The sequence below is a fragment of the Microvirga sp. genome, assembly GCF_014699075.1.
In the GTDB taxonomy this organism is placed as follows: Bacteria; Pseudomonadota; Alphaproteobacteria; order Rhizobiales; family Beijerinckiaceae; genus Microvirga.
Window position 1 is genome coordinate 1 of record NZ_JACXAB010000059.1, and the last position, 23233, is coordinate 23233.

Below are 23233 nucleotides of genomic sequence, written 5' to 3' on the forward strand. Positions count from 1 at the left end.
TTGAGGCCCGGAACGTTCGAATACCAGGCGGAATAGTCATGGCTGTGCTGCGCACCCACGCGGGCCGCCGCGCCGTTCGGGCCGCGGAACACGATGGGGGCGCCGAGCTGGCCACCGGACATGTAGAGGGTCTTGGCTGCCGAGTTGATGATCTGGTCGATCGCCTGCATGGCGAAGTTGAAGGTCATGAACTCGACGATGGGGCGAAGCCCGGTGAAAGCCGCGCCGACGCCGACGCCGGCAAAGCCATGCTCGGTGATCGGCGTGTCGATCACGCGCTTGGCGCCGAATTCCTGCAGCAACCCTTGCGTGACCTTGTAGGCGCCCTGGTACTCGGCCACCTCTTCACCCATGACAAGGACGTTCTGGTCCTTGCGCATCTCTTCGGCCATGGCATCGCGAAGAGCCTCGCGGACGGTCATGTTGACCAGTTCCGTGCCCTCGGGGATTTCGGCAAAAGCGTTGTAGCTGGTGCGGTTCGTGATGACGGAGGGCGCTGCCGGAGTCGAGACATCCGCCTGCTGCGGACGCTCGGATGGAGCCGGACGATCGGCCAAGCCTTCGGCCTGCATGTCGGGCGTTGGTGCCGGTTGGGCTTCCGGTGCCGGAGCAGCCGGCGCCTTTGCCGAAGAGGCCGCAGCCGATACGTCCTCACCCTCACCCGCGAGGATCGCAATGGGGGTGTTCACGGCCACATTGTCGGTGCCGTCGGAGACCAGGATCTTGGCCAGGACGCCCTCGTCGATGGCCTCGACCTCCATAGTCGCCTTGTCGGTCTCGATCTCGGCCAGCACGTCGCCCGGCTTGACCTGATCGCCCTCTTTTTTCAGCCACTTGGCCAGTTTGCCCTGCTCCATGGTGGGCGAGAGGGCGGGCATGAGAATATCGATCGCCATTAAAAGACCTGTTTCGATTGTCGCAGCGGCGAGATGTGGGGAGCGGCGCTAGAGGCGCCGCTTACAGGAGGATATCCGTGTAGAGCTCGGACGGGTCCGGCTCCGGATCGTGCGTGGCGAACTCGGCCGCCTCGTTGACGATCTCGCGCACCCGGCTGTCGATCGCCTTCAACTCGTCTTCCGACAGCTTCCAGCTCTCCAGCAGACGGCGGCGCACCTGCTCGATGGGGTCGTGCTCCTCGCGCATGCGGGTCACCTCGTCCTTCGTGCGGTATTTCGCCGGATCGGACATGGAGTGGCCGCGATAGCGGTAGGTCTGCATCTCGAGGATGTACGGCCCCTTGCCCGAGCGGGCATGCTCGATGGCGCGCTGGCCGGCGGCGTAGACCGCGCGGATGTCCATGCCGTCCACCTGCTCGCCCGGAATGCCGAACGACACGCCGCGCTTGGAGAAGTCGGTCTGGGCCGAGGCGCGGCTTACCGACGTGCCCATGGCGTAGCGGTTGTTTTCGATCACGTAGACCACGGGCAGCTTCCAAAGCTGCGCCATATTGAAGCTCTCGTAGACCTGACCCTGGTTGGCCGCGCCGTCGCCGAAATAGGTCAGGCAGACATTGCCGTTCTCACGGTACTGATTGGCAAATGCGATGCCGGTGCCGAGCGACACCTGTGCGCCGACGATGCCATGGCCGCCATAGAAATGCTTCTCCTTGGAGAACATGTGCATGGAGCCGCCCTTGCCTTTCGACAGGCCGCCGCGGCGGCCTGTCAACTCGGCCATGACGCCCTTCGCGTCCATGCCGCAGGCAAGCATGTGACCGTGATCGCGATAGCCGGTGATCACCTGGTCGCCGTCCCTCGTGGCCATCTGCATGCCGACAACGACGGCTTCCTGGCCGATGTAGAGGTGGCAGAAACCTCCGATCAGGCCCATGCCGTACATCTGTCCGGACTTCTCCTCGAAGCGGCGGATCAGAAGCATCTCGTTATAGGCAGAGAGGTCCTGGTTCTTATCGAATTGTGGGGAATTGGGTGCAGCTCCGCGTGTGGAGCCTTTTGTGGAAGTGGTCTTGTTAGCCGCGCCTGAACCAGCACGGCCCGCCTTGCGGGCAGCAACAGCCATCGGGTCCTCCGAAGGGTTTCCTCGACGAAAGTTGTAGCGCAGACGGAAAAGGAAATCGAGTGGGCTAAAAGCCGTTTTGCGCTGCACAATGAAATGTGCAAGCCATTGATTTACATGACATATTAAGAATTAACTTGATTTCAGTTAAGCAGAACTTTCGGGCTATGCTTAATCATGGGCCTGTAATGATGACGAGGTCGTTCTTGTGCACACGTCCTAACATTACGCGTGCTCTTTCCTCGAGCAGATCCCGGTCGATCTGATCGCTGCGCAGCAGGGCGATGCGGCGCTCCCAGTCCGAGCGCTGAGTCTTCAAACCCGCAAGCTCACCGGAAAGTTCAGCCACCTGAGCCTCATATTTTTGGCGGGCCTCGATACCGCGCGCACCGCTGTGGGCGTGATGCACGAAGTAGCCGGCCACAGCCGCCGAAATGCTATAAAGCACCAGCGGGATGAGGAATCGTCGTGCGCGTCTGCGGATTACCATAAGCCTGAGTCTTACATCGGCATGGTTAAGGAGATGTTAGGCGCGCACCTTGCCTGTCATCATCGGCCTTGTGCCGTTGATCTCGTTGCACGATGCACAGCGCCTTTTTGAATCGAGATGGCCGGGACAGGCCCGGCCATGACGAGAAAGGGTGAGTGAAAACTCGGCCTGTGGGATCAGGCCAGCGCCTTCAGCGCGGCACGTCCTGCGTATTGCGCTTGCGAGCCCAGTTCCTCCTCGATGCGGATGAGCTGGTTGTACTTCGCCAGTCTGTCGGAACGGGCGAGCGAGCCGGTCTTGATCTGCCCGCAATTCGTGGCCACCGCGAGGTCCGCGATGGTGGAATCCTCGGTCTCGCCAGAGCGGTGGGACATGACGGCGGTGTAGCCGGCCCGGTGGGCCATGTCGACGGCAGCCAGGGTCTCGGTGAGTGAGCCGATCTGGTTGACCTTCACGAGGAGCGAGTTGGCGACGCCTTGCTTGATGCCCTGTGAGAGGCGGTTCACGTTGGTGACGAAGAGATCGTCGCCAACAAGCTGGCATTTGGAGCCGACAAGGTCGGTGACGGCCTTCCAGCCCTCCCAATCGTCCTCGGACATGCCGTCTTCGATGGAAGCGATAGGGTAAGCGGAGACAAGCTTCGCGAGGTACTCGGCCTGCTGCTGCGGAGAGAGCTTCTGGCCGGTGCCCTCATAATGATAGGCGCCGCTCTTGAAGAACTCGGTGGCGGCGCAATCGAGGCCGATCACCATGTCCTTGCCGGGCTTGTAGCCGGCCTGTTCGATGGACTTCATGATGAAATCGAGGGCGGCTTCCGCGGAGGGAAGGTTCGGGGCAAAGCCGCCTTCGTCGCCCACATTCGTGTTGTGGCCGGCATCCTTCAGAGCTTTTTTGAGGGTGTGGAACACCTCGGCACCCATGCGCACGGCTTCCGCCAGGGTGGGGGCGCCGACCGGCAGGATCATGAACTCCTGGAAGTCGATGGGGTTGTCCGCATGCGCGCCGCCGTTGATGATGTTCATCATCGGCACTGGAAGAACGCGCGCCTGGGTGCCGCCGACGTAGCGGTAGAGCGGCAGGGTCGAGGCTTCCGCCGCAGCCTTGGCAACCGCCAGCGAGACGCCGAGGATGGCATTGGCGCCGAGTCGTGCCTTGTTCGGGGTGCCGTCGAGCTCAATCATGGTCTCGTCGATGGCGACCTGCTCTTCCGCATCCATGCCGCCGATGGCATCCAGGATCTCGTTATTGACCGCATCGATGGCCTTGAGCACGCCCTTGCCGAGATAGACCTTCTTGTTGCCGTCGCGCAGCTCGACCGCCTCGTGAGCGCCGGTGGAGGCGCCGGAGGGAACGGCGGCGCGGCCCATGGAGCCGTCTTCGAGGGTGACATCCACCTCGACGGTGGGGTTGCCTCGGCTGTCGAGGATCTGGCGGGCGAAGACGTCGATGATCGCTGTCATAAAGCAGGCTCCTGCTGGCTGAAGTGCGGCCGAGGCAACCCGGAAGCGGGTGCGGCCTCAAGTCATGAATTGGCTTATTGACCGAAATACCCAGGTGAGCAAGGACGGCAAGAGACTCATCCCCTCGATCCAAGGTGAAATCTTATGACGGAAACAACTCTCCAACTCGGTCAGGCAAGCGCCCTCCCCGATACCCCGGAAGCCGCGCAGCTCGACCGGGTGCCCAACCCGCATCCGGACACCGATTATATCGCCCGTTTCACCGTGCCGGAATTTACCTCGCTCTGCCCGGTCACAGGCCAGCCGGATTTCGCGATTCTGGTGATCGACTGTGTACCGGGCCCCTGGCTCGTCGAATCGAAGTCGCTGAAGCTCTACATGCACAGCTTCCGCAACCACGGCGCCTTCCATGAGGATTGCACGGTCGCCATCGGCAAGCGGCTCGCCGATCTGCTGGAGCCCCGCTACCTGCGTATCGGCGGCTACTGGTACCCGCGTGGCGGCATCCCGATCGACGTGTTCTGGCAGACAGGCGAGTTGCCGAAGAACCTCTGGCTGCCCGACCAGGGCGTCGCCCCCTATCGGGCGCGCTGAGCCGCCGGCCGCGTCAGGAGGATCGATGCGGCAAAACCGACACCCAGGATGATCAGGGCGGCAACGGACGTTGCCCCGGTCAACCCGATGTTGCGCAGTCCGAAGCCCATCAGCACGACGCCGAGCGCCTGACCGCAGAAGAACGAGAAGGCGTGAAGCGCAACCGCCGATGCGCGGGCGCCCGGCGCCACCTCGGTCACCTGGGCCTGGAAGGTGTTGTGAAGCATATAGAAGCCGAGCCCCAGGAAGAGCATGGCGGCCGCGTCGAGTTTCCAGTCTCCGCCCAGTCCGAGGAGGACGAGCGCGACGCCTGCGGAGAAACCGCCGCCCATGAGAATGGGCCCGATGCCGAGCCGCTTCAGCATCCAGGCGACGAGCGCGGAATAGACGAGCCCGCCGATGGCGAACCCACCGAGAGCAAAGCCGGCCTCGGTGGCCCCACCACCGCCTCGCTCCTCGAGAAGGGGCGCCACATAGGGGAAAATGCCGAAAATGGCGATGGCCTCCACGAAGACGAGGCTGAAGAGGGTCAGCGCGCGCGGATTGGAGAGGATGTCCCGGTAGCGCAGGAGCGCACCCCTCAGATCGAACTTCCCTCCTGGAAGCGCTCCTCTGAAGCCGATGACGGTAGCGGCGAGGGCCAGGGCGACCATGAAGGTTGAGAGGGAGAAGACGCCCCGCCACCCGATCCATTCGGCGAGCAGCCCCGCAAAGGACGAGCCTGCCAGCTGACCGACGATGACGGCAATGAAGTACCGGCTCAGGGCCACCTGGCGCTGCGCCATATCGACCCGGTCGCCGATGAGCGCGATGGAGAGCGGAATGGACCCGCCTGCAGCGGCGCCGGCGATGATGCGGAGCGTGAAGAGTGTCGAAGGATCGGGCGCGAAGATGGAGCAGGCCAGGGCCAGGAACAGCACCGCCAGAGCCACCTTCATCACCCGCTCCTTGCCGAGGGCGTCACCGACCGGCCCCAGGATGGGCTGGATGAAGGCGTAGGGGAGCGCGAAGGCGGCGGAGAGGAGCGCGATGGTCTGCGGCGTGGAGCTCAGGTCCCTGGCGATCACGCCAACCATCGGCTCGACGGCACGGCCGGAGAAGGTGCTGGCGAAGCCGCTGGTGGCGAGAATCAGGATCAGATTGCGGGACGACATGGGCGCCTGACAGGGGAACCGCGGAGAAAGCTTTCGCTTCCTATCACGCCTGCGCCGTTAGGCGAGCGGCAGGAATGCAGATCTGCCCTCGCAACGTCACATGGAACGGATCAGACGTTAAGCCTGCTGGTTCTTCGCCAAGGCATCGAAGGCCTTGAGCTGTGCGAGCAGCGCCTCCAGTTCCTTGAGCGGCACCATGTTGGGGCCGTCGGACGGCGCCTTGTCCGGATCCTGGTGGGTCTCGATGAAGACGCCGGCAACGCCGACCGCGACGGCCGCACGGGAGAGAACCGGAACGTATTCGCGCTGACCACCGGAGGTCGCGCCCTTGCCGCCGGGCTGCTGCACGGAATGGGTGGCGTCGAACACCACCGGGGCGCCCGTCTCAGCCATGATGGGCAGGCTGCGCATGTCGGACACAAGGGTGTTGTAGCCGAATGAGGCGCCGCGCTCGGTGAGCATGACATTCGGATTGCCTGCCGCCTTCACCTTCTCGGCGACATTCGCCATGTCCCAGGGAGCCAGGAACTGGCCTTTCTTCACGTTGACCACCCGGCCGGTCTTGGCCGCCGCGATCAGGAGATCGGTCTGGCGGCAGAGGAAGGCCGGTATCTGGAGAACGTCGACGACCTCGGCCACGGCAGCGCACTGGTCGTTCTCGTGCACGTCGGTGAGCACCGGCAGCCCGTAACGCTCCTTGACCTCGGCAAAGATGGCGAGCGCCTTGTCGATCCCGATGCCGCGGGCGCTGGAGATCGACGTCCGGTTCGCCTTGTCGAAGGAGGACTTGTAAACGAGACCCAAGCCCAGCCGGCCTGCCATCTCACTGAGGGCTGCAGCCATTTCCAAGGCGTGATCGCGGCTTTCCATGGCGCAGGGCCCGGCAATGATGCTGAGCGGCAGGTGATTGCCAAAGCGGACAGAGCCGATCTGGACGACATTCTGGGGCTGTTTGTTATCAGTCATGGGCTGTCACTAGCCTTTTTGATCTGAAAGGCAAAGCGGCGATGTTCCATGGAAGCTTTCAACTCAAGGGGCGCACCAGGACCAGGCAGCGATTTTATAGAAAGCATCGGTTTTCTGCCCCAATCGGCACGATCAGTAATCTTCCCTTAGGTAATTAGGTAAAGAGTATTGAAGTCACTGCAAATGCTAAGAAAATTTACCGATAGCGCTTTGGGGGGCGCTCTAATGTCAGATCAGGACAAGATGCAGGAACTCATTGCGATCCGAACCGCCCTTGGGTTCACCCAGAGCAGGATGGCGCACGAGATCGATATGAACCTGCGCGACTACCAGGCTTTCGAGTGGGGCGAGACCGAGATTCCAGACATCTATCTCAGAGCGCTCGAGCGGATTGCCATGCTCCACGCGGTCCGGCACCGAAACCCGATGATGGTACCGCCCGCAATGCGGGCAGAAGCTCTGCAATTCGCCAGGCTTGTGGAGATGTAGGCCTGAACGGCCGCACCTCTTCCGCTTTGTTCCGACCTAGAATGTCATTGCAGCGGCATTGATGATGCCGGCCGACAGCGATGAGGCGCCCAGGAACAGCGCTGCCGCCATTTCGCCGGCAGCGATGCGCTGCGAAAGGTTCGGCATCACGATCCGCACGAGCCAGTAGACGACGATCTGCACGGCTAGGGCAACAAGGCCCCAGACGAGGCAGTCGACGATGGTCTGGGCATGAACGATGGCGCTGGCGAGCGGCAGGGCGAATCCCACGAGGCTGAAGCCCAAAGCTGTAGCCGCGGAGATCACGTTCTCCCGGATCAGGGCAAACTCGTTGTGCATGGTCGCGAGCGTGTAGATGGCCAGATACAGCCCTACCAGCGCGACAGCGAGCACGAAGAAGATCAGGAAGTCGGGCAAGCCCGCGAGAGAATTGGCCACGGCTTTATGCTCCCCACCGGTTGATTGTCGTTCAACGGCTTAAGGGAACATGGTTAATTTTATGTTGGCTCGAACGCGATCGCCACGCCGAAGGCGGCACTGGCCGGAACGATGAGTCTGCTGCCGATATGCTGGTAAGGAACCTCCGCGGCATCGAGCCACCGTGCCTGCCGCTGGATGTCCTGAACGCGGATGGCGAAGGCCACGAGGGACGGCTGGTCGAGCTCGGCCTCGATGGAGCCGTAGATCTCCGCGGCATCATCGGGCGTCAGAACGTCGATGTGGCTGTCAGCCAACCGGAAGGACAGGTCGTCCCCGTCGGGACTTCCGGGCTGCACACCGGTAAAGGCGCCAAGAAAATCACGGAGTTGCTCCGGCTCAGGAGCGGCCAGGGTGACGGACGAAATCCGGGTCGCCTGATTGTCGTGGCGCTGGAATTCCGGATTCCAGAAATTTTCGGGATAGTGCTGCTGGCAAACGAAGAAGGCGGCTTTGGGAGAGAGTTCCGCTGATGCAAAGGCCAGCGTGAAAGCGACCTTGGTCTCGCTGCCGTCGGGCCGGCGGCCGGTACGCTCGAAGTGAAAGGGCTCGAAGGATCCGATGCCTTTCTCGGCAAAGAGCGCCGCATCAGCCTTGGCGTCCTGGCTGTCGAGGACCAGCATGGCCAGCCCCTCACGGGTCCGCAGATAGTCCTGCACGAAAGCCCCGAAGCTGAAGGCGCTCGCCCGGTGAGGCGCGATTGCGGCGCCCTCGCCAACGGTGATCAGCTCGATGAAGGAGCCGGAAAACTGCACAAGCCGGTTCTCGGTGCCCCAGGGATGCCGGTTGCGGGAGCCCACCTGAAAGCCAAGGCGCTGATAGAAGTGTCCGGCCTGATCGAGGTCCTGGACGGCAACAACGAGATGGTCGATCCGGCGGGTCATCGGGCACTTTCCTGCTGGTCGCGCCCGTAAGAATTTGGGCGCGACGGTTCAGGTTAACATCAAACCAGCCGGCTTTGCTCCACGGCCGCGTGGATGAAGCTCTTGAAGAGCGGGTGCGGCTCGAACGGGCGCGACTTCAGCTCGGGGTGGTACTGCACGCCGATGAACCAGGGATGGTCCTCGTACTCGACGATCTCGGGCAGGATGCCGTCCGGCGAAACGCCCGAGAAGCGTAGGCCCTTCGACTCAAGCTGTTCGCGGTAGGACATGTTCACTTCATAGCGGTGACGGTGACGCTCGGAGATTTCCGTACCGCCATAGATCTCTGCCACCTTGCTGCCGGACTTGAGGGAGGCCTGATAGGCGCCGAGCCGCATGGTGCCGCCGAGATCGCCGCTGGCGGTCCGCTTTTCGAGCTCATTGCCGCGCAGCCACTCCGTCATGAGGCCGACCACCGGCTGCGAGGTTGGGCCGAATTCAGTGGAGCTGGCATCCTGAATGCCGGCGAGCGATCGGGCCGCTTCGATGACGGCCATCTGCATGCCGAAGCAGATACCGAAATACGGCACCTTGCGCTCGCGGGCGAAGCGGGCCGCCCGGATCTTGCCCTCGGCACCGCGCTGGCCGAAGCCTCCGGGCACCATGATGCCATGGATGCCTTCCAGAAACGGGGCCGGATCCTCGCTCTCAAAGACCTCGCTCTCGATCCACTCCAGGTTCACCTTCACCTGATTGGCGATGCCGCCGTGGTGCAGCGCCTCGATGAGCGACTTATAGGCGTCCTTGAGGCCCGTGTATTTGCCCACGACGGCAATGGTGACCTCGCCCTCAGGGTTATGAACGCGCTCGGAGATGGTGGTCCACCGGGACAGGTTCGGGGTCTTGGCCGTGTCGAGGCCGAAAGCCGCCAGAACCTCGCTGTCGAGGCCCGCCTCGTGATAGGCCAGGGGCACGTCATAGATCGAGCGGGCGTCCCGAGCCTCGATGACGGCCGTCTCGCGCACGTTGCAGAACAGGGCAAGCTTGCGGCGCTCGTCCTTGGGGATTTCGCGGTCCGTGCGGCACAGAAGGATGTCGGGCTGGATACCGATGGAGCGTAGCTCCGCCACCGAGTGCTGGGTCGGCTTGGTCTTCAGCTCGCCGGCGGACGGGATGAACGGCAGCAGGGTCAAGTGGACATAGATCGCCTGGCCTCGCGGCAGATCGTTGCCGAGCTGGCGGATAGCCTCGAAGAACGGGAGGCCCTCGATATCGCCCACCGTACCGCCGATCTCGACCAGAACGAAATCGAAGCCTTCGTTGCCGGTGATCACGAAGTCCTTGATGGCGTTGGTGACATGCGGAATCACCTGGATGGTGGCGCCGAGATAGTCGCCGCGGCGCTCCTTGGTGATGATGTCGAGATAGATCCGGCCCGTCGTGATGTTGTCGGCCTTGGTGGCCGGCACGCCGGTGAAGCGCTCATAATGGCCGAGATCCAGGTCGGTCTCAGCGCCGTCGTCGGTCACGAAGACCTCGCCGTGCTGATAGGGGCTCATCGTCCCCGGATCGACGTTGAGATATGGGTCGAGCTTCCGAAGCCGAACCTTGTAACCGCGTGCTTGGAGAAGCGCTCCCAGGGCCGCCGAAGCCAGCCCCTTGCCGAGCGAAGACACCACGCCGCCGGTGATGAATACGTACCGCGTCATGGACCCCTATCCATAAACATCAGGCGCCGATTCGCAATTGCGAACCGGACCACCTGAAAGCCATCCACAAAAAGAGAGGGCCGGAAGCACCGGCCCTGGGTTCGTTTACTGCTGAGGCGCTGCTGGCGCCGGAGCGCCGGGAGCCGGAACCGCAGGCTGGTCGCCTTGGAGACGCTGCAGCTGCTCAAGCACGTTGCCGCCCTGCGGAGCGCCCGGAGCCTGCTGACCCGGAGCCGCCGGAGCAGCGCCATCCAGAATCGACCGCGGCGCCCGAGTCGAGGTCGCCATGACAGTGAGCGCGATGCTGGTCACGAAGAACAGGCCCGCCAGAATCGCCGTCGCACGGGTGAGCGCGTTGGCCTGGCCGCGCCCGGTCATGAAGCCGGACACACCGCCGCCGCCTCCGCCGCCGCCGAGGCCCATGCCGCCACCCTCGGAGCGCTGCAGGAGAACCACGCCGATCAGGGCAAGCACGATGATCAGGTGGATGATGATGAGAACTGTTTGCATCGTTTTCAAAAACCTCAAGCGGCTGCGCACAGGGCGACAGCCGCTCGCAATCCGTTCGTTGCGGCGGCCTGTAGCATAGGTGGGCTCAGGATCAAAGACCCGCAAGCGGCCTTTTCGCACTTACCCCAGATAAGCTCCTGCGATGCCCAGGAAATCGGCCGCCACGAGGCTGGCGCCGCCCACTAGGGCACCGTTGACGTTCTCCACCGCCATCAGTTCGGCAGCATTCGAGGGCTTCACGGAGCCGCCATAAAGAATGCGGACCTTGGGAGCTTCCGCTTTGCCGACAAGGCGCTTCAACTCCTCACGGATTGCCGCATGGACTTCCGCCACGTCGGCGGCCGTCGGGGTCAGGCCTGTGCCGATCGCCCAGACGGGCTCGTAGGCAACGACGAGGTTGTGACTGTTCGAATCGACCGGGATCGAGCCGCGCAACTGCTTCTTGACCACGGCGAGGGCTTTGCCGGCCTCGCGCTCCTCCCGGGTCTCGCCGACGCAGACAATGGCAGTAAGGCCAGCCCGGTGAGCCGCCACTGCCTTGGCGCAGACATCCTGGTCCTTTTCCCTGTGGTACTGGCGGCGCTCGGAATGGCCGACTATCACGTAGGTGGCACCGGCATCGGCCAGCATCTCGGCCGACAGGTCACCGGTGAAGGCACCCGATTCCTTGGCGTGGCAGTCCTGCCCGCCGATGGCGATCCGGGAGCCGACCGAGAGTTGCGCGGCATAGCCGATCAGGGTCGCGGGCGGACAGACGGCCAGTTCAACCTTGGCCTTGAGGCCGGGGGTATAGCCCGCGTGGATCTCCTCCAGCACCCTGGCCGAGGCCTTCAACCCGTTCATCTTCCAGTTGCCCGCAACCAGCGGGCGCGGCCTATCGACGCTCATGTAAGGCACTCCTGTCGCGCTTGATAAATTGGCACTAGCAGAGGCTTAGACCCTCTTTCAACCAGACTTGCCCTTTTCGTAGAGCCCCTGATCGTTTATCGGCAGGTTTAACGAGTTTTTGGGAAACGGGTTCACGATGCTTCGGAACATGCGCAAGGCTGGGCAGACAATCGTCGGCAAAGCCATCGCCACCATCTTTTTCGGCGCTCTTATCGTCAGCTTCGCCATCTGGGGCATCGGCGACATCTTCCGCGCAACGCCCGCTTCCACCGTGGCCGAGGTCGGCGACACCACGATCACGGTCGATCAGACCCGCAACGCCTATACCAACGAACTGCAGCGGCTCGGACGCCAGTTCCGCACGGTCATCAGCCCCGAGCAAGCCCGGGCCTTCGGCCTCGACCAGCAGGTGATCAACAATCTGGTGACCGATGCCGTCCTGGCGGAAAAGGCCAGGGAGATGGGGCTGTCGGTCTCCGATCAGCTTGTCGCCGCCTCGATCGTCAACAACCCTGCCTTCAAAGGTGCGGACGGTCAGTTCAACCGTGCCCTGTTCGATCAGGCGCTTCGCAACATCAATCTCTCCGAGGCCGGTTTCGTGCAGGAGCAACGCTCCGCCATGGCGCGGCTTCACCTCGCCGAGGCGATCGCCGGGGATATCAATGTGCCCCTGGCCGCCAGGGAGGCTCTGAATCGCTACGCCACTGAGCGCCGCGCGAGCGCCTACTTTCTTCTGACGGCAGCGATGGCGGGTGATATTCCCGCCCCTACGGCTGAACAGCTCCAGAGCTTCTTCAATGAGCGCAAAAGCGCATTCCGGGCTCCTGAGTACCGCGCCGTGACGGCGATGGCCCTCGATGCCGCTGCCCTGGCCAAGCCCGACGCTGTGTCGGAGGCGGATGCCCGCGCACGCTTCGAGCAGCAGAAGGCGAAATACGGCAGCCCTGAGCGCCGGACGATCCAGCAGATCACCTTCCCGTCCCAGGCCGAAGCCGAGGCCGCCGCCGCCAAGATCAAGGAAGGCGCAACTTTCGAATCCATCGCGACTGAGCGCAATGTGTCCCAGCAGGATCTGGAACTCGGCACCTTCACGAAGGCTGAGATGCTCGATCAAGCTGTGGCGGATGCCGCCTTCAGCCTGGAGCAGGGTGCGGCAAGCGCTCCGGTCGCCGGCCGCTTCGGCCCTGTGCTCCTGCGGGTGACGCAGATTCAGCCCGAAGCGGTGCGACCATTCGAAGAGGTTGCCACGGAGCTCCGGCAGGAGGTTGCAACGGAGCGGGCCCAGGGGCAGATCGAGCGGATCCATGACGAGATCGAGGATCTGCGCGCCGGCGCCAAGCCTTTGGCGGACATCGCCAGAGAGAAGGGCCTGACCCTGGTCCAGGCTCCGGCGGTTGATGCCAACGGTCTCGACAAGGCCGGCACCCCAGTCAATATCCCGGCGAAAGATGCGGTCGTAAAGGCAGCTTTCGCGTCGGATATCGGCGTCGACAACGAGGCTCTGCGCACGGGCACCGGCTATGTCTGGTATGACGTGACCGGCATCGAGGCCTCCCGCGAGAAGAACCTCGACGAGGTTCGCGATCAGGTCGCCGCCCAGTGGCGCGAAGATCAGGTTGCCCAGCGCCTCTCCGAGAGAGCACGCGGGCTCACGGAGCGTTTGGAGAAGGGCGAAGCCATCGAGGCGGTGGCCCAGGAGGCCGGCGCGACGGTGAAGACCGCCACCGACCTTGCCCGAAATCCCGGCAAGGACGATCTCACTGCCGAGGCCGTGAACCGTATCTTCGCCGTTCCGGTCGGCAAGGCTGGACATGCGGCCAACGGCCCGGACGCCCGTGCCGTGTTCAAGGTCACCTCGGCCACGGTCCCGGCTTTGGTCACGTCAACCCAGCAGGCACAGACCACCGAGAACCAGCTTCGCACCGCCCTCGGCGACGACCTGATCAACCAGTACATCGCCCAGGTCCGCCAGGATCTCGGCGTCACGATCAATCAGCAGGCGCTGCGTCAGGCTACCGGCGGCGAACTGTAGGCCATGACGCTCGCGCCCGACTTCGACACGTTCGCCACGGCCTATGAGGCTGGCGAGGCCGGCGTTCTGCGCACCACCCTGGTGGGCGATCTGCTCACCCCGGTCGCGGCTTTCCTCAAGCTGCGGCACGGGCGGAAGGGCTCGGCCTTCCTGCTGGAGTCGGTCGAAGGCGGCGCGACCCGCGGCCGCTTCTCCATGATCGGGCTCGATCCGGACCTCGTCTGGCGCTGCCAGGACGGCGTTGCGTCCATCGACCGTGGGGCGCTGAGCCGGATGCAGGAGTTCAGGGTAGACGAGCGTCCTCCCCTGGAAAGCCTGCGGGCCCTGATCAAGGAAAGCGCCCTGCCCCTCTCCGACGATCTGCCGCCCATGGCGGCCGGGCTCTTCGGCTATCTGGGCTACGACATGGTCAGGCTCATGGAGCGGCTGCCCGAGCCGAACTCTGACGTCCTGAAGGTGCCGGACGCCATCCTGATCCGCCCCACCGTGATGGTGGTGTTCGATGGGGTAAGAGACGAGATCTCGCTGATCACGCCGGTGCGCCCCCAGGCGGGCATCTCGGCCAAGGCAGCTTATGAAACCGCTCTGGCGCGCCTCGACGAGGTGACGGTGGCCCTGGAGCGTCCGCTCCCTATGGATGATCGCACCGACCCGACGCACATTCGCTTTGAGCCCCCGGTGTCCAACACCACGCCGGAGGAATTCGAGGCGATGGTGGCCAGGGCGAAGGACTACATCCGCGCCGGCGACATCTTCCAGGTGGTGCTGTCCCAACGCTTCGAATCCGCCTTCCCCCTGCCCGCCTTCGCGCTCTACCGCTCGCTGCGCCGGGTCAATCCGGCGCCGTTCCTCTGCTACCTCGACTTCGAAGATTTCCAGATCGTCTGCTCATCGCCTGAGATCCTCGTGCGGGTCCGCGACGGCAAGGTCACGATCCGCCCCATCGCCGGCACCCGCCCGCGGGGCGCCACGGCCGCCGAGGACAGGGCTCACGCGGAGAGCCTGCTGGCCGATCAGAAGGAGCGCGCCGAGCACCTGATGCTCCTCGACCTCGGCCGCAACGATGTGGGTCGCGTGGCCGAGATGGGCTCCGTGCAGGTGACGGATTCGTTCTTCCTCGAATATTACAGCCAAGTCATGCACATCGTGTCGAACGTGGAGGGTCGTCTCGACCCGAGCTTCGATGCCCTCGATGCGCTGATTGCCGGCTTTCCGGCCGGGACGGTCTCGGGCGCGCCGAAGGTGCGCGCCATGCAGATCATCGACGAGTTGGAGAAGGACAAGCGCGGACCTTACGCCGGCTGCATCGGCTATTTCGGCGCCAATGGCGAGATGGACACCTGCATCGTGCTGCGCACAGCGGTGGTGAAGGACGGTCGCATGGCCGTTCAGGCGGGCGCCGGGATCGTCTACGATTCCGATCCGGCCTCCGAGCAGCAGGAATGCATCAACAAGTCGAAGGCCCTGTTCCGGGCCGCCGAAGAGGCCGTGCGCTTCGCCAGCCAGGCGAGGGTCGGGCAATGAACCTCATGCCAATGGTTCCCTTGACCGGGGGCGTCGCATACGCGAACGTCGGCGCGCCATGACCCGCGTTCTCGTCATCGACAACTACGACAGCTTCACCTGGAATCTGGTGCATCTGCTCGGCCCTCTCGCCACGTCCGTCGACGTGGTGCGCAACGACGCCATCACCGCCGACGAGGTGCTTAGCCATCGGCCGGACGCGATCGTGCTGTCTCCCGGGCCCTGCACCCCGAATGAGGCCGGGGTCTGCCTCGATCTCGTGAAGCGCGCTTCGCCCGAGATCCCGACCTTCGGCGTTTGCCTTGGCCTGCAGACGATCGGTCAGGTCTTCGGCGGCACCGTCTCCCGGGCGCCGCTGCCGATGCATGGCAAGGTCTCCGATGTGGAGCATAACGGGCAGACCGTCTTCCGCGGCATCAACGGCTCGTTCAAGGCCACCCGCTATCATTCCCTCATCGTGGATCGGGAGACCTGTCCGGACGATCTCCAGGTCACGGCGGAGACGGCCGACGGCCTTGTCATGGGCCTGTCCCACCGCTCGTTGCCGGTCCACGGCGTGCAGTTCCACCCCGAGAGCATCCTGTCCGAACATGGGGTGACGATCATGCGCAATTTCTTCGACCTCGCGGCGGATTGGAATGCCAAGCACCGCGCGAGCGCCGCCGCAGCCGCACCAGCAGGGCACTGAAACCGATGGAATCCTTCAAATCCTACCTTGCCAAGGTGGCCACCGGCGCGTCCCTGACGCGGGACGAGGCACGGGATGCCTTTGACGACCTGCTCTCCGGCGAGGTGACGCCAGCCCAGGGCGGCGCCTTCCTGATGGCCCTGAGGGTTCGGGGCGAAGCCCTCGACGAGATCATCGGCGCCGTTACCGCCATGCGCGGGCGCATGCTGCGGGTCAACGCACCCGACAAGGCCATCGACATCGTCGGCACCGGCGGCGACCACAAAGGCAGCTACAACATCTCCACGCTGGCTTCGATCATCGTGGCCTCATGCGGCGTGCCTGTTGCCAAGCACGGCAACCGCGCCGCCTCCTCCAAGTCGGGCACGGCAGACGTGCTCTCGGCGCTCGGGGTGAAGCTCGGCCTCGCCCCTGAAGGTCTGGAGCGCTGCCTGTCCGAGACCAAGCTCTGCTTCATGTTCGCCCAGACCCACCACGCTGCCATGCGCCACGTGGCGCCGACGCGTGTGGAGCTTGGCACGCGCACGATCTTCAATCTGCTCGGCCCCCTCGCCAACCCGGCCGGTGCCAAGCGCCAGCTTTTGGGTGTTTTTTCAGAAGCATGGCTTGAGCCCCTCACGCAGGTTCTGAAGGAGCTCGGCTCGCACAAGGTCTGGACCGTGCACGGCTCCGACGGGCTCGACGAGATGACCACGACAGGCCCCACCTTCGTGGTCGCGCTGGAGGATGGTGCCATACGCCGTTTCACCGTCACGCCCGAGGAGGTTGGCCTGCCGACCGCATCGCTGGATGACCTGAGGGGCGGCGATCCGGAGCATAATGCAGAGCAGCTGCGCGCTGTCCTCGAAGGTGCCCGCACACCCTATCGTGACGTTGCCTTGCTCAACGCAGCCGCCTCCCTCGTGGTGGCCGACGAAGCTGCGAACTTACGCGACGGTCTTGAGCGTGCTTCGCGGGCTCTCGACAGCGGTGCCTCCAAGGCTACCTTGGACCGCCTCGTTCAAGTCTCGAACGGTTGAGCGGTTAAGCCATGAACGACGTTCTCAGCCGCATCGAAGCCTACAAGCGCCAGGAGATCGCAGCTGCAAAAGCTGCCGTGCCGCAGGCCGAAATCGAGCGCCAGGCCCGCGAGGCCTCTCCGCCGCGCGGCTTTGCCAAGGCCATCGAGATCCACCTCGCCGAAGGGCGTCCTGCGCTGATTGCGGAAGTGAAGAAGGCAAGCCCTTCCAAGGGGCTGATCCGCGCCGACTTCGACCCGCCGAGTCTTGCCCGCGCCTATGCCGAAGGCGGCGCCACCTGCCTGTCCGTGCTCACCGACGAGCCATCCTTCCAGGGCAAGCCCGAATACCTGGCCCAGGCTCGCGAAGCCTCCGGTCTCCCGGCTCTGCGCAAGGACTTCCTCTTCGAGCCCTATCAGGTCTACGAGGCTCGCGCCTGGGGTGCCGACTGCATCCTCGTGATCATGGCGAGCGTCACGGACGAGGAGGCCCGCATCCTGATCGACACCGCTCACGGCCTCGGCATGGATGTGCTGGTCGAGGTGCATGACCGACCCGAGCTGGAGCGCGCCCTGCCGCTTGGCACAAAGCTGATTGGCATCAACAACCGCAATCTTCGCACTTTCGAGGTTTCGCTTGCGGTCAGCGAGGAACTTGCACCCCTGATCCCATCCGACCGCATCGTCGTCGGCGAGAGCGGCATCTTCACGCTCCAGGACATTGAGCGCCTGACGAAGGTGAACATCCGCACCTTCCTCGTGGGAGAGAGCCTGATGCGGCAGGCGGATGTGGCGGGAGCCACCCGCAGACTCCTCTTCGGCGAGGCCGCATGACGAAACTCACGCATCTCGATGCGGCGGGTGAGGCCAACATGGTCGACGTCTCGGACAAGGACGTCACGAGCCGCACGGCAATCGCCGAAGGATGCGTGGTCATGCTGCCGGAGACGCTCGCGCTGATCCGCCAGGGAGATGCCAAGAAGGGCGACGTGCTGGGGACCGCGCGGCTTGCCGGCATCATGGCCTCCAAACGCACGCACGAGCTCATCCCCCTCTGCCACCCTCTCCTGATTTCCAAGGTGAAGGTGGACTGCACCCTCGACGAGAGCCTTCCCGGCGTGCGCGTGAGCGCAGAGCTGAAAGTGTCGGGCCAGACCGGCGTCGAGATGGAAGCACTCACCGCAGTCTCTATCGCGTGCCTGACGATCTACGACATGGTGAAAGCCGCGGATAAGGGCATGCGGATCGAGAACATCCGCCTGCGCCACAAGAGCGGCGGACGATCGGGAGATTACGAGGCGCCATGAGCCTGATTTCGGTTGAGGATGCCCTGTCTCGGGTGCTGGCGAGCGTAGGGAAGCCGCTTGAGACCGAGCATGTCCCCCTCACCTCCTGTGCCGGGCGCACCCTGGCCGAGGATCTCAGCGCCCTTCGCGACCAGCCGCCCTTCCCGGCCTCCGCCATGGATGGCTATGCAGTGCGCAGTGCCGATTGCACCAAAGTTCCTGCAACCCTCCAGGTGATCGGCACGAGCGCCGCAGGGGCTCGCTTCGCGGGAGTTGTTGGCGCAATGGAGGCCGTCCGGATCTTCACAGGCGCCCCTGTGCCGGACGGCGCCGACGCCGTGGTCTTGCAGGAGGATACGGAGCGCGTCGGAGATCAGGTGGTGGTGAAGGATGCGGCCCGCCCGAACCGCCACATTCGTGCAGTGGGACTCGATTTTCAGGCAGGCGACGTGCTTCTGCAAGCAGGTTTGCGCCTAGATTCCCGCCACATCGCTCTTGCCGCTGCAATGAGGTACGGAACCCTGCCCGTTCATCGCAAGCCAAAGGTCGCCATACTGGCCACGGGTGACGAATTGGTGCGAGCGGGTGAACCCGTCGGCCCCGACCAAATCACAGCCTCAAGTCTCCCGGCCACCATTCTGATGGTTGAAAAGGCCGGCGCCGAGGTCATTGATCTGGGTATTGCCCGCGACAATCTTGGTGAGCTGGAGGAGCGCATCCAGGCGGCGCGTGATGCTGGCGCCGATATCCTCGTGACTCTTGGTGGAGCCTCGGTGGGCGAGCACGACCTTGTGCAGAAGGCCCTGAGCCGCCAGGGCATGGATCTCGGCTTCTGGCGCGTGGCTTTGCGACCGGGAAAGCCCCTGATGCACGGGCGCCTGGGGTCGACTTTGCTCTTGGGTCTCCCCGGCAACCCGGTCTCGTCCCTCGTTTGTGCTGTCCTTTTCCTGATTCCGGCCATTCGGGCGCTCCTTGGCGACCCCGAGGCAGGCGAGGATCCCAGTGAGGATGCTATCCTGGGCGCGGATCTGCCGCCTAACAAGGAGCGGCAGGACTACATGCGCGCCTCACTGGCACTGCGGGACGTGCCCTTGAGCCTCGCTCAAGGACCTGTGCGGCTGATGCTGCCGGTTGCGACGCCGCACCTCCTGCAGGACTCGTCTATGTTGAGCATCCTCGAACGTTCGGATGCCCTGCTCGTGCGGCCGCCTCATGTTCCGGCCGCGTCAGCTGGAGAACCCTGCCGGATCATTCGGTTGAATCGATTCTGTTGAGGGCTTACCCCCAACTCGGCTGCCCCCGTTGATGGGGGTGATAAGTCCTCAGCGCCTTGTTTGCACGGAGAGTAAGTCCATCGTCGACATAGGTTTGCGCCAGAAAAGCTATGTGGCGGGAAAGCCTGGATAGATGGAATATTATGTTCAGGAGCCCATACTCAGGGTTGCTCAACTCTCCCCCATATGCAATGTTATAAAAACTCAAAAACCTTTAGCCAGTATATTAGGGGCAGAGCTATGGCTTACACCGAACTTACAGAAAATGATGATATCCATAACGTCCGAAATCAGCCTGATACTGATGACGATATCATTAATGGAATGGCCGGGAATGATACCTTCCTAGTAGATAGTTATGTATTCGGCATAAGCATCTCCGGCTCCGACAACCAAGGATATAGGTCCGAAAATCAGCTGGATGTTGTCCAGCTTGGTGCCTCTGCGCATTTCAACTCATTGCGGTTTATTGACGTTCTCACATTTACGTCTCCAAACGCTGCCACGACCCTTACCTACAACGCCAACAGCAACTTCGGTGTTTCTCAGGTTGTAGGATCCACTGCTGGGATCGACACCATCCTCTTCACGAGCGCCTCCGAGGCTGTCGATCTCGATCTCTCCAAGACTTCCTTCATCAACTGGAGCCGTGCCAACCAGTCGATTCTTGTCAATCTGAACACGAATGCGGCTGAGAGCCTCGACGATCGCTTCTTCGGCAGTGCTGCTGGAGAAAGAGTCACCGCGGGCAACGGTCGCGACCTGCTTTACGGCAACGCAGGTGACGACTATCTCGATGGTGGCGAGGGTATCGATGTACTCGATGGCGGCGACGGTAACGACACACTCATCGGGGGCAGTGACCGTGGTCGTGATGGGCCTAACATCCTGAAGGGTAGCAAAGGCAACGACGTCTACAAGTTCAATGAAAAGGTCGATATCGTCATCGATTCAGGCGGCCTCGATAGCCGGATGGTTTCCAAGAACTCGACACTGTCCACCAACGATAAGTTCGAAGGCCTAGCCGCGGATGATACGCTCAGCAAGGCGATAAACCTCACAGCAAATGCCAAGGCCAACATCCTGATCGGCCACAAGGGTAAGAACTCCCTGAAGGGTATGAACGGCAATGACATCTTGGAAGGCCACATGGGCAGCGATCAGCTGGATGGTGGCGCCGGCAACGATAAGCTCTATGGCGGGCTCGGCAGTGACAAGCTCACTGGCGGTGCAGGCCGGGACACGTTCTATTTCGACACCGCCCTTGGTGGCAATGTCGACAAGATCGTCAGCTTCTCGACCAAGGACGACAAGATCGCGTTGGACAGGGACATCTTCACCCTCCTCAGCGGCAGCAAGCTGAGTTCCTCGGCCTTCTATATCGGATCGAAGGCAAAGGATGCTGCGGACATGATCGTCTACAACAAATCGACCGGCGCCCTCTCCTACGACGTGGATGGCTCAGGCGCTGCAGCAGCGGTGAAGTTCGCAACTTTGGACAAGAACCTGAAGCTGACGGCTGCGGACTTCATCCTGATCTAAGCGATTATTGGCATCAGACCAAGTTCAACCCGCTTCGGCTCGCGCCGAAGCGGGTTTCTTGTTGTTTGTGAATCTAGTACGAGTAATCCGTTGCGATGGCGTTTGCTGGGCTCCAGCTGGTTTCTCACAACATCTCGCGCAGCGATCTAACTCAGTTTACTTCATCCATCTCTGACTAAAGCATTTTTGATCTGGCCTTGAATCCATCTGGGTGATCTGTGCGTTGACCGGGATATGGCCCGGTGGGCGAGCCATGTCCCAGCCCTATTGCGCTGATTTGCGTGAGCGCGTTCTGGTCGCCTGCGAACGCGGCGACCTTCCTCGGGTCGAGATCGCCCGCCGCTTCCAAGTTTGCCCGGCTACCGTGTCGAACTGGCGCCGCCAGGAGCGCGAGGAAGGCCGGCGTGCTGCGAAGCCGCACAGCGGCGGCGTACCCTCGCGCCTGGATGCAAGGGCTCTGGAGGTACTGCGTCAGCTCGTGATCGAGGACAATGACGCACTGCTGCGGGAGTACCGCGAGCGCCTGGCCGAGTGAACGGGTGTGACGGTCTGTCTGGCGGTGATCTGCGAGGCGCTCAAGCGCCTCAAGCTGCGTCCGAAAAAAGACACTTCGGGCGGCCGAGCAGGAGCGGCCCGAGGTTGTCGCCGAGCGTGAGGCTTACCGCCAGCAGATGAGCGTGCTTCCCGCGCATCGCCTAGTATTCCTGGATGAAAGCGGCGTCACCACCAAGATGGCTCGCACTTGTGCCAGAGCGCCGCGTGGGCAGCGCGCCTATGGCTCGATCCCGCTCGGCTCCTGGCAGCGGCTGACGGTCTTGGGGGCAATCGCCTGTGACGGGATGTTCGCCACAATGAGCATCGAGGCCTCGACTTCTACTTCGGTGCTGTTTGCCTATCTCGAGCAGATCCTGGTACCGGCTCTCAAACGCACCAAGCCAGACGCCATTCTGGTGATGGACAACCTCCGCCCGCATCACGTCGCCGAAGCGCGGGACCTGCTCGATCAGGCGGGGATTGGACTGTTGTACCTGCCGCGCTACTCGCCCGAGTTCAATCCGATCGAGCACGCCTGGGCCAAGATGAAAGAGCGGCTTAAGACCAAATCCCCCGCGCTCTCCAAGCCTTGGAAGCAGAGCCCAAACCTGACCTCGACACCATCACTGCAAAAGATGCCCGAGGCTGGATTAGGCATGCCGGCTATGCTCTACACTGAAAGCAATATTGCTTTAGGCAAAAGCTAGCTGATCGGTGGCGAGCCTCGCCCCGTTCCTAATGTTCCGGCCGCTGCAAAAATGAAAGACTGAGCTTGATTTTACTAAGCACCAAGCTTGGAACAGATGGGTTTAATGATAAAAGCCGGCCACCTTTCGGCGACCGGCTGATTTTTGATCTATATAACGTAACGACAGCTAGATAAAGAACAGTTCCGAGAACTTGAAGTTTTTCAGAGCCCTGTTGTTGGTGAAGGTTGCCATCTCTATAGCCTCCTTCGATCCCGAACCGTCAGCGTCGTAGTAGAGAACGCGCTTTTTCGAGTCATACACGAAGTAGTCGTCCCCATCCTTCGCCTTGTCTCCCACGGTGAAGAACTTGCTCTCGATCTTTTTCGGCGCAAGCTCCGTGCCCTTCTTGATCTTGGCATAGAGCGCCTTGTTGTTCTTGAACATATCGTTCTCAAGCCAGATCGAGTCATCTTTGACGCTATAATCCTTGATTGTATCGAAACTGTCCCTTCGATCAGTTTTGGATGTAGCCAGTTTGCCGTCGAACACGAAGACATCCTTTCCGGTTCCACCCCAGAGCGTGTCGTTGCCGAACCCGCCCCAGAGTTTGTCATCGCCGGCACCGCCGTAGAACGTATCTTTGAAGTTGCCGAGCTTACTGCCTTTAATGATATCGTTGAAGGGGCTGGCATCGGAAGCAGCCATCACCTCAGGGCTCTTGTCGGAGATATTGAATGTGAATGTCTGACGCGACACCCCGCCCCTGTTATCGCTCACCTGCAGAGTCACCTGCCGCGTGAGAGGCCGCTCGGCATCGAACATCACTCCGTTGGCTATCAGAAGCTGGTTGCCGCTGACTGTAAAGTAGCCATCCGTATCGACCGCAGCGCTATTAGAGAGAATAATCTTGTAGGTGAGGTTGTCACCATCGAGATCCTTCGCCGAGATCGTCGCGACAGGCGAACCATTCTTGGAGAGCTGGCTCGGGAAATTTGAACAGCGGGATAAGTGGAGTTTCTGCCTGAGAGCAGCCAGAATGGCTGCCGAACAG

23 protein-coding genes and 1 pseudogene are annotated in these 23233 nt (G+C 62.5%); 12 read left to right on the plus strand and 12 right to left on the minus strand.

The genetic code is table 11. The annotated features are described in order from the left end of the window. The 4 genes from IC232_RS28260 to eno form a co-directional block, all read right to left on the minus strand. Positions 1-896, minus strand: an 896-nt coding sequence (locus IC232_RS28260; RefSeq protein ID WP_190848281.1) for a pyruvate dehydrogenase complex E1 component subunit beta, incomplete at its 3' end; no start/stop codon positions are given. A gap of 61 nt (positions 897-957) precedes the next feature. Continuing rightward, positions 958-2019, minus strand: coding sequence for a pyruvate dehydrogenase (acetyl-transferring) E1 component subunit alpha (gene pdhA / locus IC232_RS28265; RefSeq protein ID WP_190848282.1), 1062 nt, complete (start codon positions 2017-2019; stop codon positions 958-960). A 172-nt stretch (positions 2020-2191) separates the two neighbouring features. Beyond that, positions 2192-2506: an FtsB family cell division protein gene (locus IC232_RS28270; RefSeq protein ID WP_190848283.1), complete on the minus strand. Its 315-nt coding sequence runs from the start codon at positions 2504-2506 to the stop codon at positions 2192-2194. A 176-nt stretch (positions 2507-2682) separates the two neighbouring features. Next, positions 2683-3966 (minus strand): phosphopyruvate hydratase, encoded by a 1284-nt coding sequence (eno, locus tag IC232_RS28275; protein WP_190848284.1) that lies wholly within the window; start codon positions 3964-3966, stop codon positions 2683-2685. A gap of 144 nt (positions 3967-4110) precedes the next feature. On the opposite strand from eno, the gene queF reads away from it, so the two are divergent. Beyond that, positions 4111-4560: a preQ(1) synthase gene (queF, locus tag IC232_RS28280; RefSeq protein ID WP_190848285.1), complete on the plus strand. Its 450-nt coding sequence runs from the start codon at positions 4111-4113 to the stop codon at positions 4558-4560. Here queF and IC232_RS28285 read toward each other — a convergent pair. Together IC232_RS28285 and kdsA are read right to left on the minus strand one after the other, a co-directional pair. Further along, positions 4545-5714: an MFS transporter gene (locus tag IC232_RS28285; RefSeq protein ID WP_190848286.1), complete on the minus strand. Its 1170-nt coding sequence runs from the start codon at positions 5712-5714 to the stop codon at positions 4545-4547. The two genes, queF and IC232_RS28285, sit on opposite strands and share 16 nt — an antisense overlap. A 117-nt stretch (positions 5715-5831) precedes the next feature. Then, the gene (gene kdsA / locus IC232_RS28290) at positions 5832-6680 is read right to left on the minus strand and encodes a 3-deoxy-8-phosphooctulonate synthase (RefSeq protein ID WP_190848287.1); all 849 of its coding nucleotides are present in this window, start codon (positions 6678-6680) and stop codon (positions 5832-5834) included. A 225-nt stretch (positions 6681-6905) separates the two neighbouring features. Here kdsA and IC232_RS28295 point away from each other — a divergent pair, with 225 nt between their 5' ends. Further along, on the plus strand, positions 6906-7169 hold the full coding sequence (locus IC232_RS28295) for a transcriptional regulator (protein WP_190848288.1): 264 nt from the start codon (positions 6906-6908) through the stop codon (positions 7167-7169). Positions 7170-7205: 36 nt separating this feature from the next. Here the strand turns inward: IC232_RS28295 and IC232_RS28300 are convergent, their stop codons facing one another. From IC232_RS28300 to tpiA, 5 genes are all read right to left on the minus strand, one after another. Next, positions 7206-7607, minus strand: a complete 402-nt coding sequence (locus IC232_RS28300) for a DUF350 domain-containing protein (RefSeq protein ID WP_190848289.1) — start codon at positions 7605-7607, stop codon at positions 7206-7208. Between the two features lie 59 nt (positions 7608-7666). After that, positions 7667-8530, minus strand: coding sequence for a VOC family protein (locus IC232_RS28305; RefSeq protein WP_190848290.1), 864 nt, complete (start codon positions 8528-8530; stop codon positions 7667-7669). A 59-nt stretch (positions 8531-8589) separates the two neighbouring features. Beyond that, positions 8590-10218 (minus strand): CTP synthase, encoded by a 1629-nt coding sequence (locus IC232_RS28310; protein WP_190848291.1) that lies wholly within the window; start codon positions 10216-10218, stop codon positions 8590-8592. A 105-nt stretch (positions 10219-10323) separates the two neighbouring features. Continuing rightward, on the minus strand, positions 10324-10728 hold the full coding sequence (secG, locus tag IC232_RS28315) for a preprotein translocase subunit SecG (protein WP_190848292.1): 405 nt from the start codon (positions 10726-10728) through the stop codon (positions 10324-10326). 120 nt (positions 10729-10848) lie between these two features. Further along, on the minus strand, positions 10849-11616 hold the full coding sequence (gene tpiA / locus IC232_RS28320; RefSeq protein WP_190848293.1) for a triose-phosphate isomerase: 768 nt from the start codon (positions 11614-11616) through the stop codon (positions 10849-10851). A 136-nt stretch (positions 11617-11752) separates the two neighbouring features. Between tpiA and IC232_RS28325 the strand changes: the two genes are divergently transcribed. The 10 genes and pseudogenes from IC232_RS28325 to IC232_RS28370 form a co-directional block, all read left to right on the plus strand. After that, positions 11753-13648, plus strand: coding sequence for a peptidylprolyl isomerase (locus IC232_RS28325; protein WP_190848294.1), 1896 nt, complete (start codon positions 11753-11755; stop codon positions 13646-13648). Between the two features lie 3 nt (positions 13649-13651). After that, positions 13652-15172: an anthranilate synthase component I gene (trpE, locus tag IC232_RS28330; protein WP_190848295.1), complete on the plus strand. Its 1521-nt coding sequence runs from the start codon at positions 13652-13654 to the stop codon at positions 15170-15172. A 58-nt stretch (positions 15173-15230) separates the two neighbouring features. Continuing rightward, positions 15231-15860: an anthranilate synthase component II gene (locus IC232_RS28335; protein ID WP_190848296.1), complete on the plus strand. Its 630-nt coding sequence runs from the start codon at positions 15231-15233 to the stop codon at positions 15858-15860. A 5-nt stretch (positions 15861-15865) separates the two neighbouring features. After that, a complete protein-coding gene (gene trpD / locus IC232_RS28340; RefSeq protein WP_190848297.1) occupies positions 15866-16879 on the plus strand; it encodes an anthranilate phosphoribosyltransferase in 1014 nt (337 codons plus the stop codon). 11 nt (positions 16880-16890) lie between these two features. After that, on the plus strand, positions 16891-17691 hold the full coding sequence (trpC, locus tag IC232_RS28345) for an indole-3-glycerol phosphate synthase TrpC (protein WP_190848298.1): 801 nt from the start codon (positions 16891-16893) through the stop codon (positions 17689-17691). Continuing rightward, a complete protein-coding gene (gene moaC / locus IC232_RS28350; RefSeq protein ID WP_190848299.1) occupies positions 17688-18164 on the plus strand; it encodes a cyclic pyranopterin monophosphate synthase MoaC in 477 nt (158 codons plus the stop codon). The genes trpC and moaC overlap by 4 nt, the downstream gene beginning before the upstream one ends. Continuing rightward, positions 18161-19417 carry a gephyrin-like molybdotransferase Glp gene (gene glp / locus IC232_RS28355; RefSeq protein WP_190848300.1) on the plus strand — a complete coding sequence of 419 codons (1257 nt, stop codon included), beginning with the start codon at positions 18161-18163 and terminating at the stop codon, positions 19415-19417. Before moaC ends, glp begins: the two co-directional genes overlap by 4 nt. 240 nt (positions 19418-19657) lie before the next feature. Beyond that, on the plus strand, positions 19658-20959 hold the full coding sequence (locus tag IC232_RS28360) for a calcium-binding protein (RefSeq protein ID WP_190848301.1): 1302 nt from the start codon (positions 19658-19660) through the stop codon (positions 20957-20959). Between the two features lie 253 nt (positions 20960-21212). Further along, a complete protein-coding gene (locus IC232_RS28365) occupies positions 21213-21494 on the plus strand; it encodes a helix-turn-helix domain-containing protein (RefSeq protein ID WP_190848302.1) in 282 nt (93 codons plus the stop codon). 124 nt (positions 21495-21618) lie between these two features. Then, a pseudogene (locus tag IC232_RS28370) lies at positions 21619-22200 on the plus strand (IS630 family transposase); the annotation flags it as partial. Between the two features lie 168 nt (positions 22201-22368). On the opposite strand, the gene IC232_RS28375 reads toward IC232_RS28370, so the two are convergent. After that, on the minus strand, positions 22369-23233 hold an 865-nt coding region (locus IC232_RS28375; RefSeq protein WP_409564981.1), incomplete at its 5' end, for a calcium-binding protein.

Bases quoted from the DNA above. Each gene is read 5' to 3' on its own strand.
- trpE (WP_190848295.1), top strand. From the start codon at position 13,652: ATGACGCTCGCGCCCGACTTCGACACGTTCGCCACGGCCTATGAGGCT.
- trpC (WP_190848298.1), top strand. From the start codon at position 16,891: ATGAACGACGTTCTCAGCCGCATCGAAGCCTACAAGCGCCAGGAGATC.
- moaC (WP_190848299.1), top strand. From the start codon at position 17,688: ATGACGAAACTCACGCATCTCGATGCGGCGGGTGAGGCCAACATGGTC.
- queF (WP_190848285.1), top strand. From the start codon at position 4,111: ATGACGGAAACAACTCTCCAACTCGGTCAGGCAAGCGCCCTCCCCGAT.
- IC232_RS28285 (WP_190848286.1), bottom strand. From the start codon at position 5,714: ATGTCGTCCCGCAATCTGATCCTGATTCTCGCCACCAGCGGCTTCGCC.
- secG (WP_190848292.1), bottom strand. From the start codon at position 10,728: ATGCAAACAGTTCTCATCATCATCCACCTGATCATCGTGCTTGCCCTG.
- IC232_RS28295 (WP_190848288.1), top strand. From the start codon at position 6,906: ATGTCAGATCAGGACAAGATGCAGGAACTCATTGCGATCCGAACCGCC.
- eno (WP_190848284.1), bottom strand. From the start codon at position 3,966: ATGACAGCGATCATCGACGTCTTCGCCCGCCAGATCCTCGACAGCCGA.
- IC232_RS28335 (WP_190848296.1), top strand. From the start codon at position 15,231: ATGACCCGCGTTCTCGTCATCGACAACTACGACAGCTTCACCTGGAAT.
- IC232_RS28360 (WP_190848301.1), top strand. From the start codon at position 19,658: ATGGCTTACACCGAACTTACAGAAAATGATGATATCCATAACGTCCGA.
- IC232_RS28305 (WP_190848290.1), bottom strand. From the start codon at position 8,530: ATGACCCGCCGGATCGACCATCTCGTTGTTGCCGTCCAGGACCTCGAT.
- tpiA (WP_190848293.1), bottom strand. From the start codon at position 11,616: ATGAGCGTCGATAGGCCGCGCCCGCTGGTTGCGGGCAACTGGAAGATG.
- kdsA (WP_190848287.1), bottom strand. From the start codon at position 6,680: ATGACTGATAACAAACAGCCCCAGAATGTCGTCCAGATCGGCTCTGTC.
- IC232_RS28270 (WP_190848283.1), bottom strand. From the start codon at position 2,506: ATGGTAATCCGCAGACGCGCACGACGATTCCTCATCCCGCTGGTGCTT.
- trpD (WP_190848297.1), top strand. From the start codon at position 15,866: ATGGAATCCTTCAAATCCTACCTTGCCAAGGTGGCCACCGGCGCGTCC.
- IC232_RS28365 (WP_190848302.1), top strand. From the start codon at position 21,213: ATGTCCCAGCCCTATTGCGCTGATTTGCGTGAGCGCGTTCTGGTCGCC.
- glp (WP_190848300.1), top strand. From the start codon at position 18,161: ATGAGCCTGATTTCGGTTGAGGATGCCCTGTCTCGGGTGCTGGCGAGC.
- IC232_RS28310 (WP_190848291.1), bottom strand. From the start codon at position 10,218: ATGACGCGGTACGTATTCATCACCGGCGGCGTGGTGTCTTCGCTCGGC.
- IC232_RS28325 (WP_190848294.1), top strand. From the start codon at position 11,753: ATGCTTCGGAACATGCGCAAGGCTGGGCAGACAATCGTCGGCAAAGCC.
- pdhA (WP_190848282.1), bottom strand. From the start codon at position 2,019: ATGGCTGTTGCTGCCCGCAAGGCGGGCCGTGCTGGTTCAGGCGCGGCT.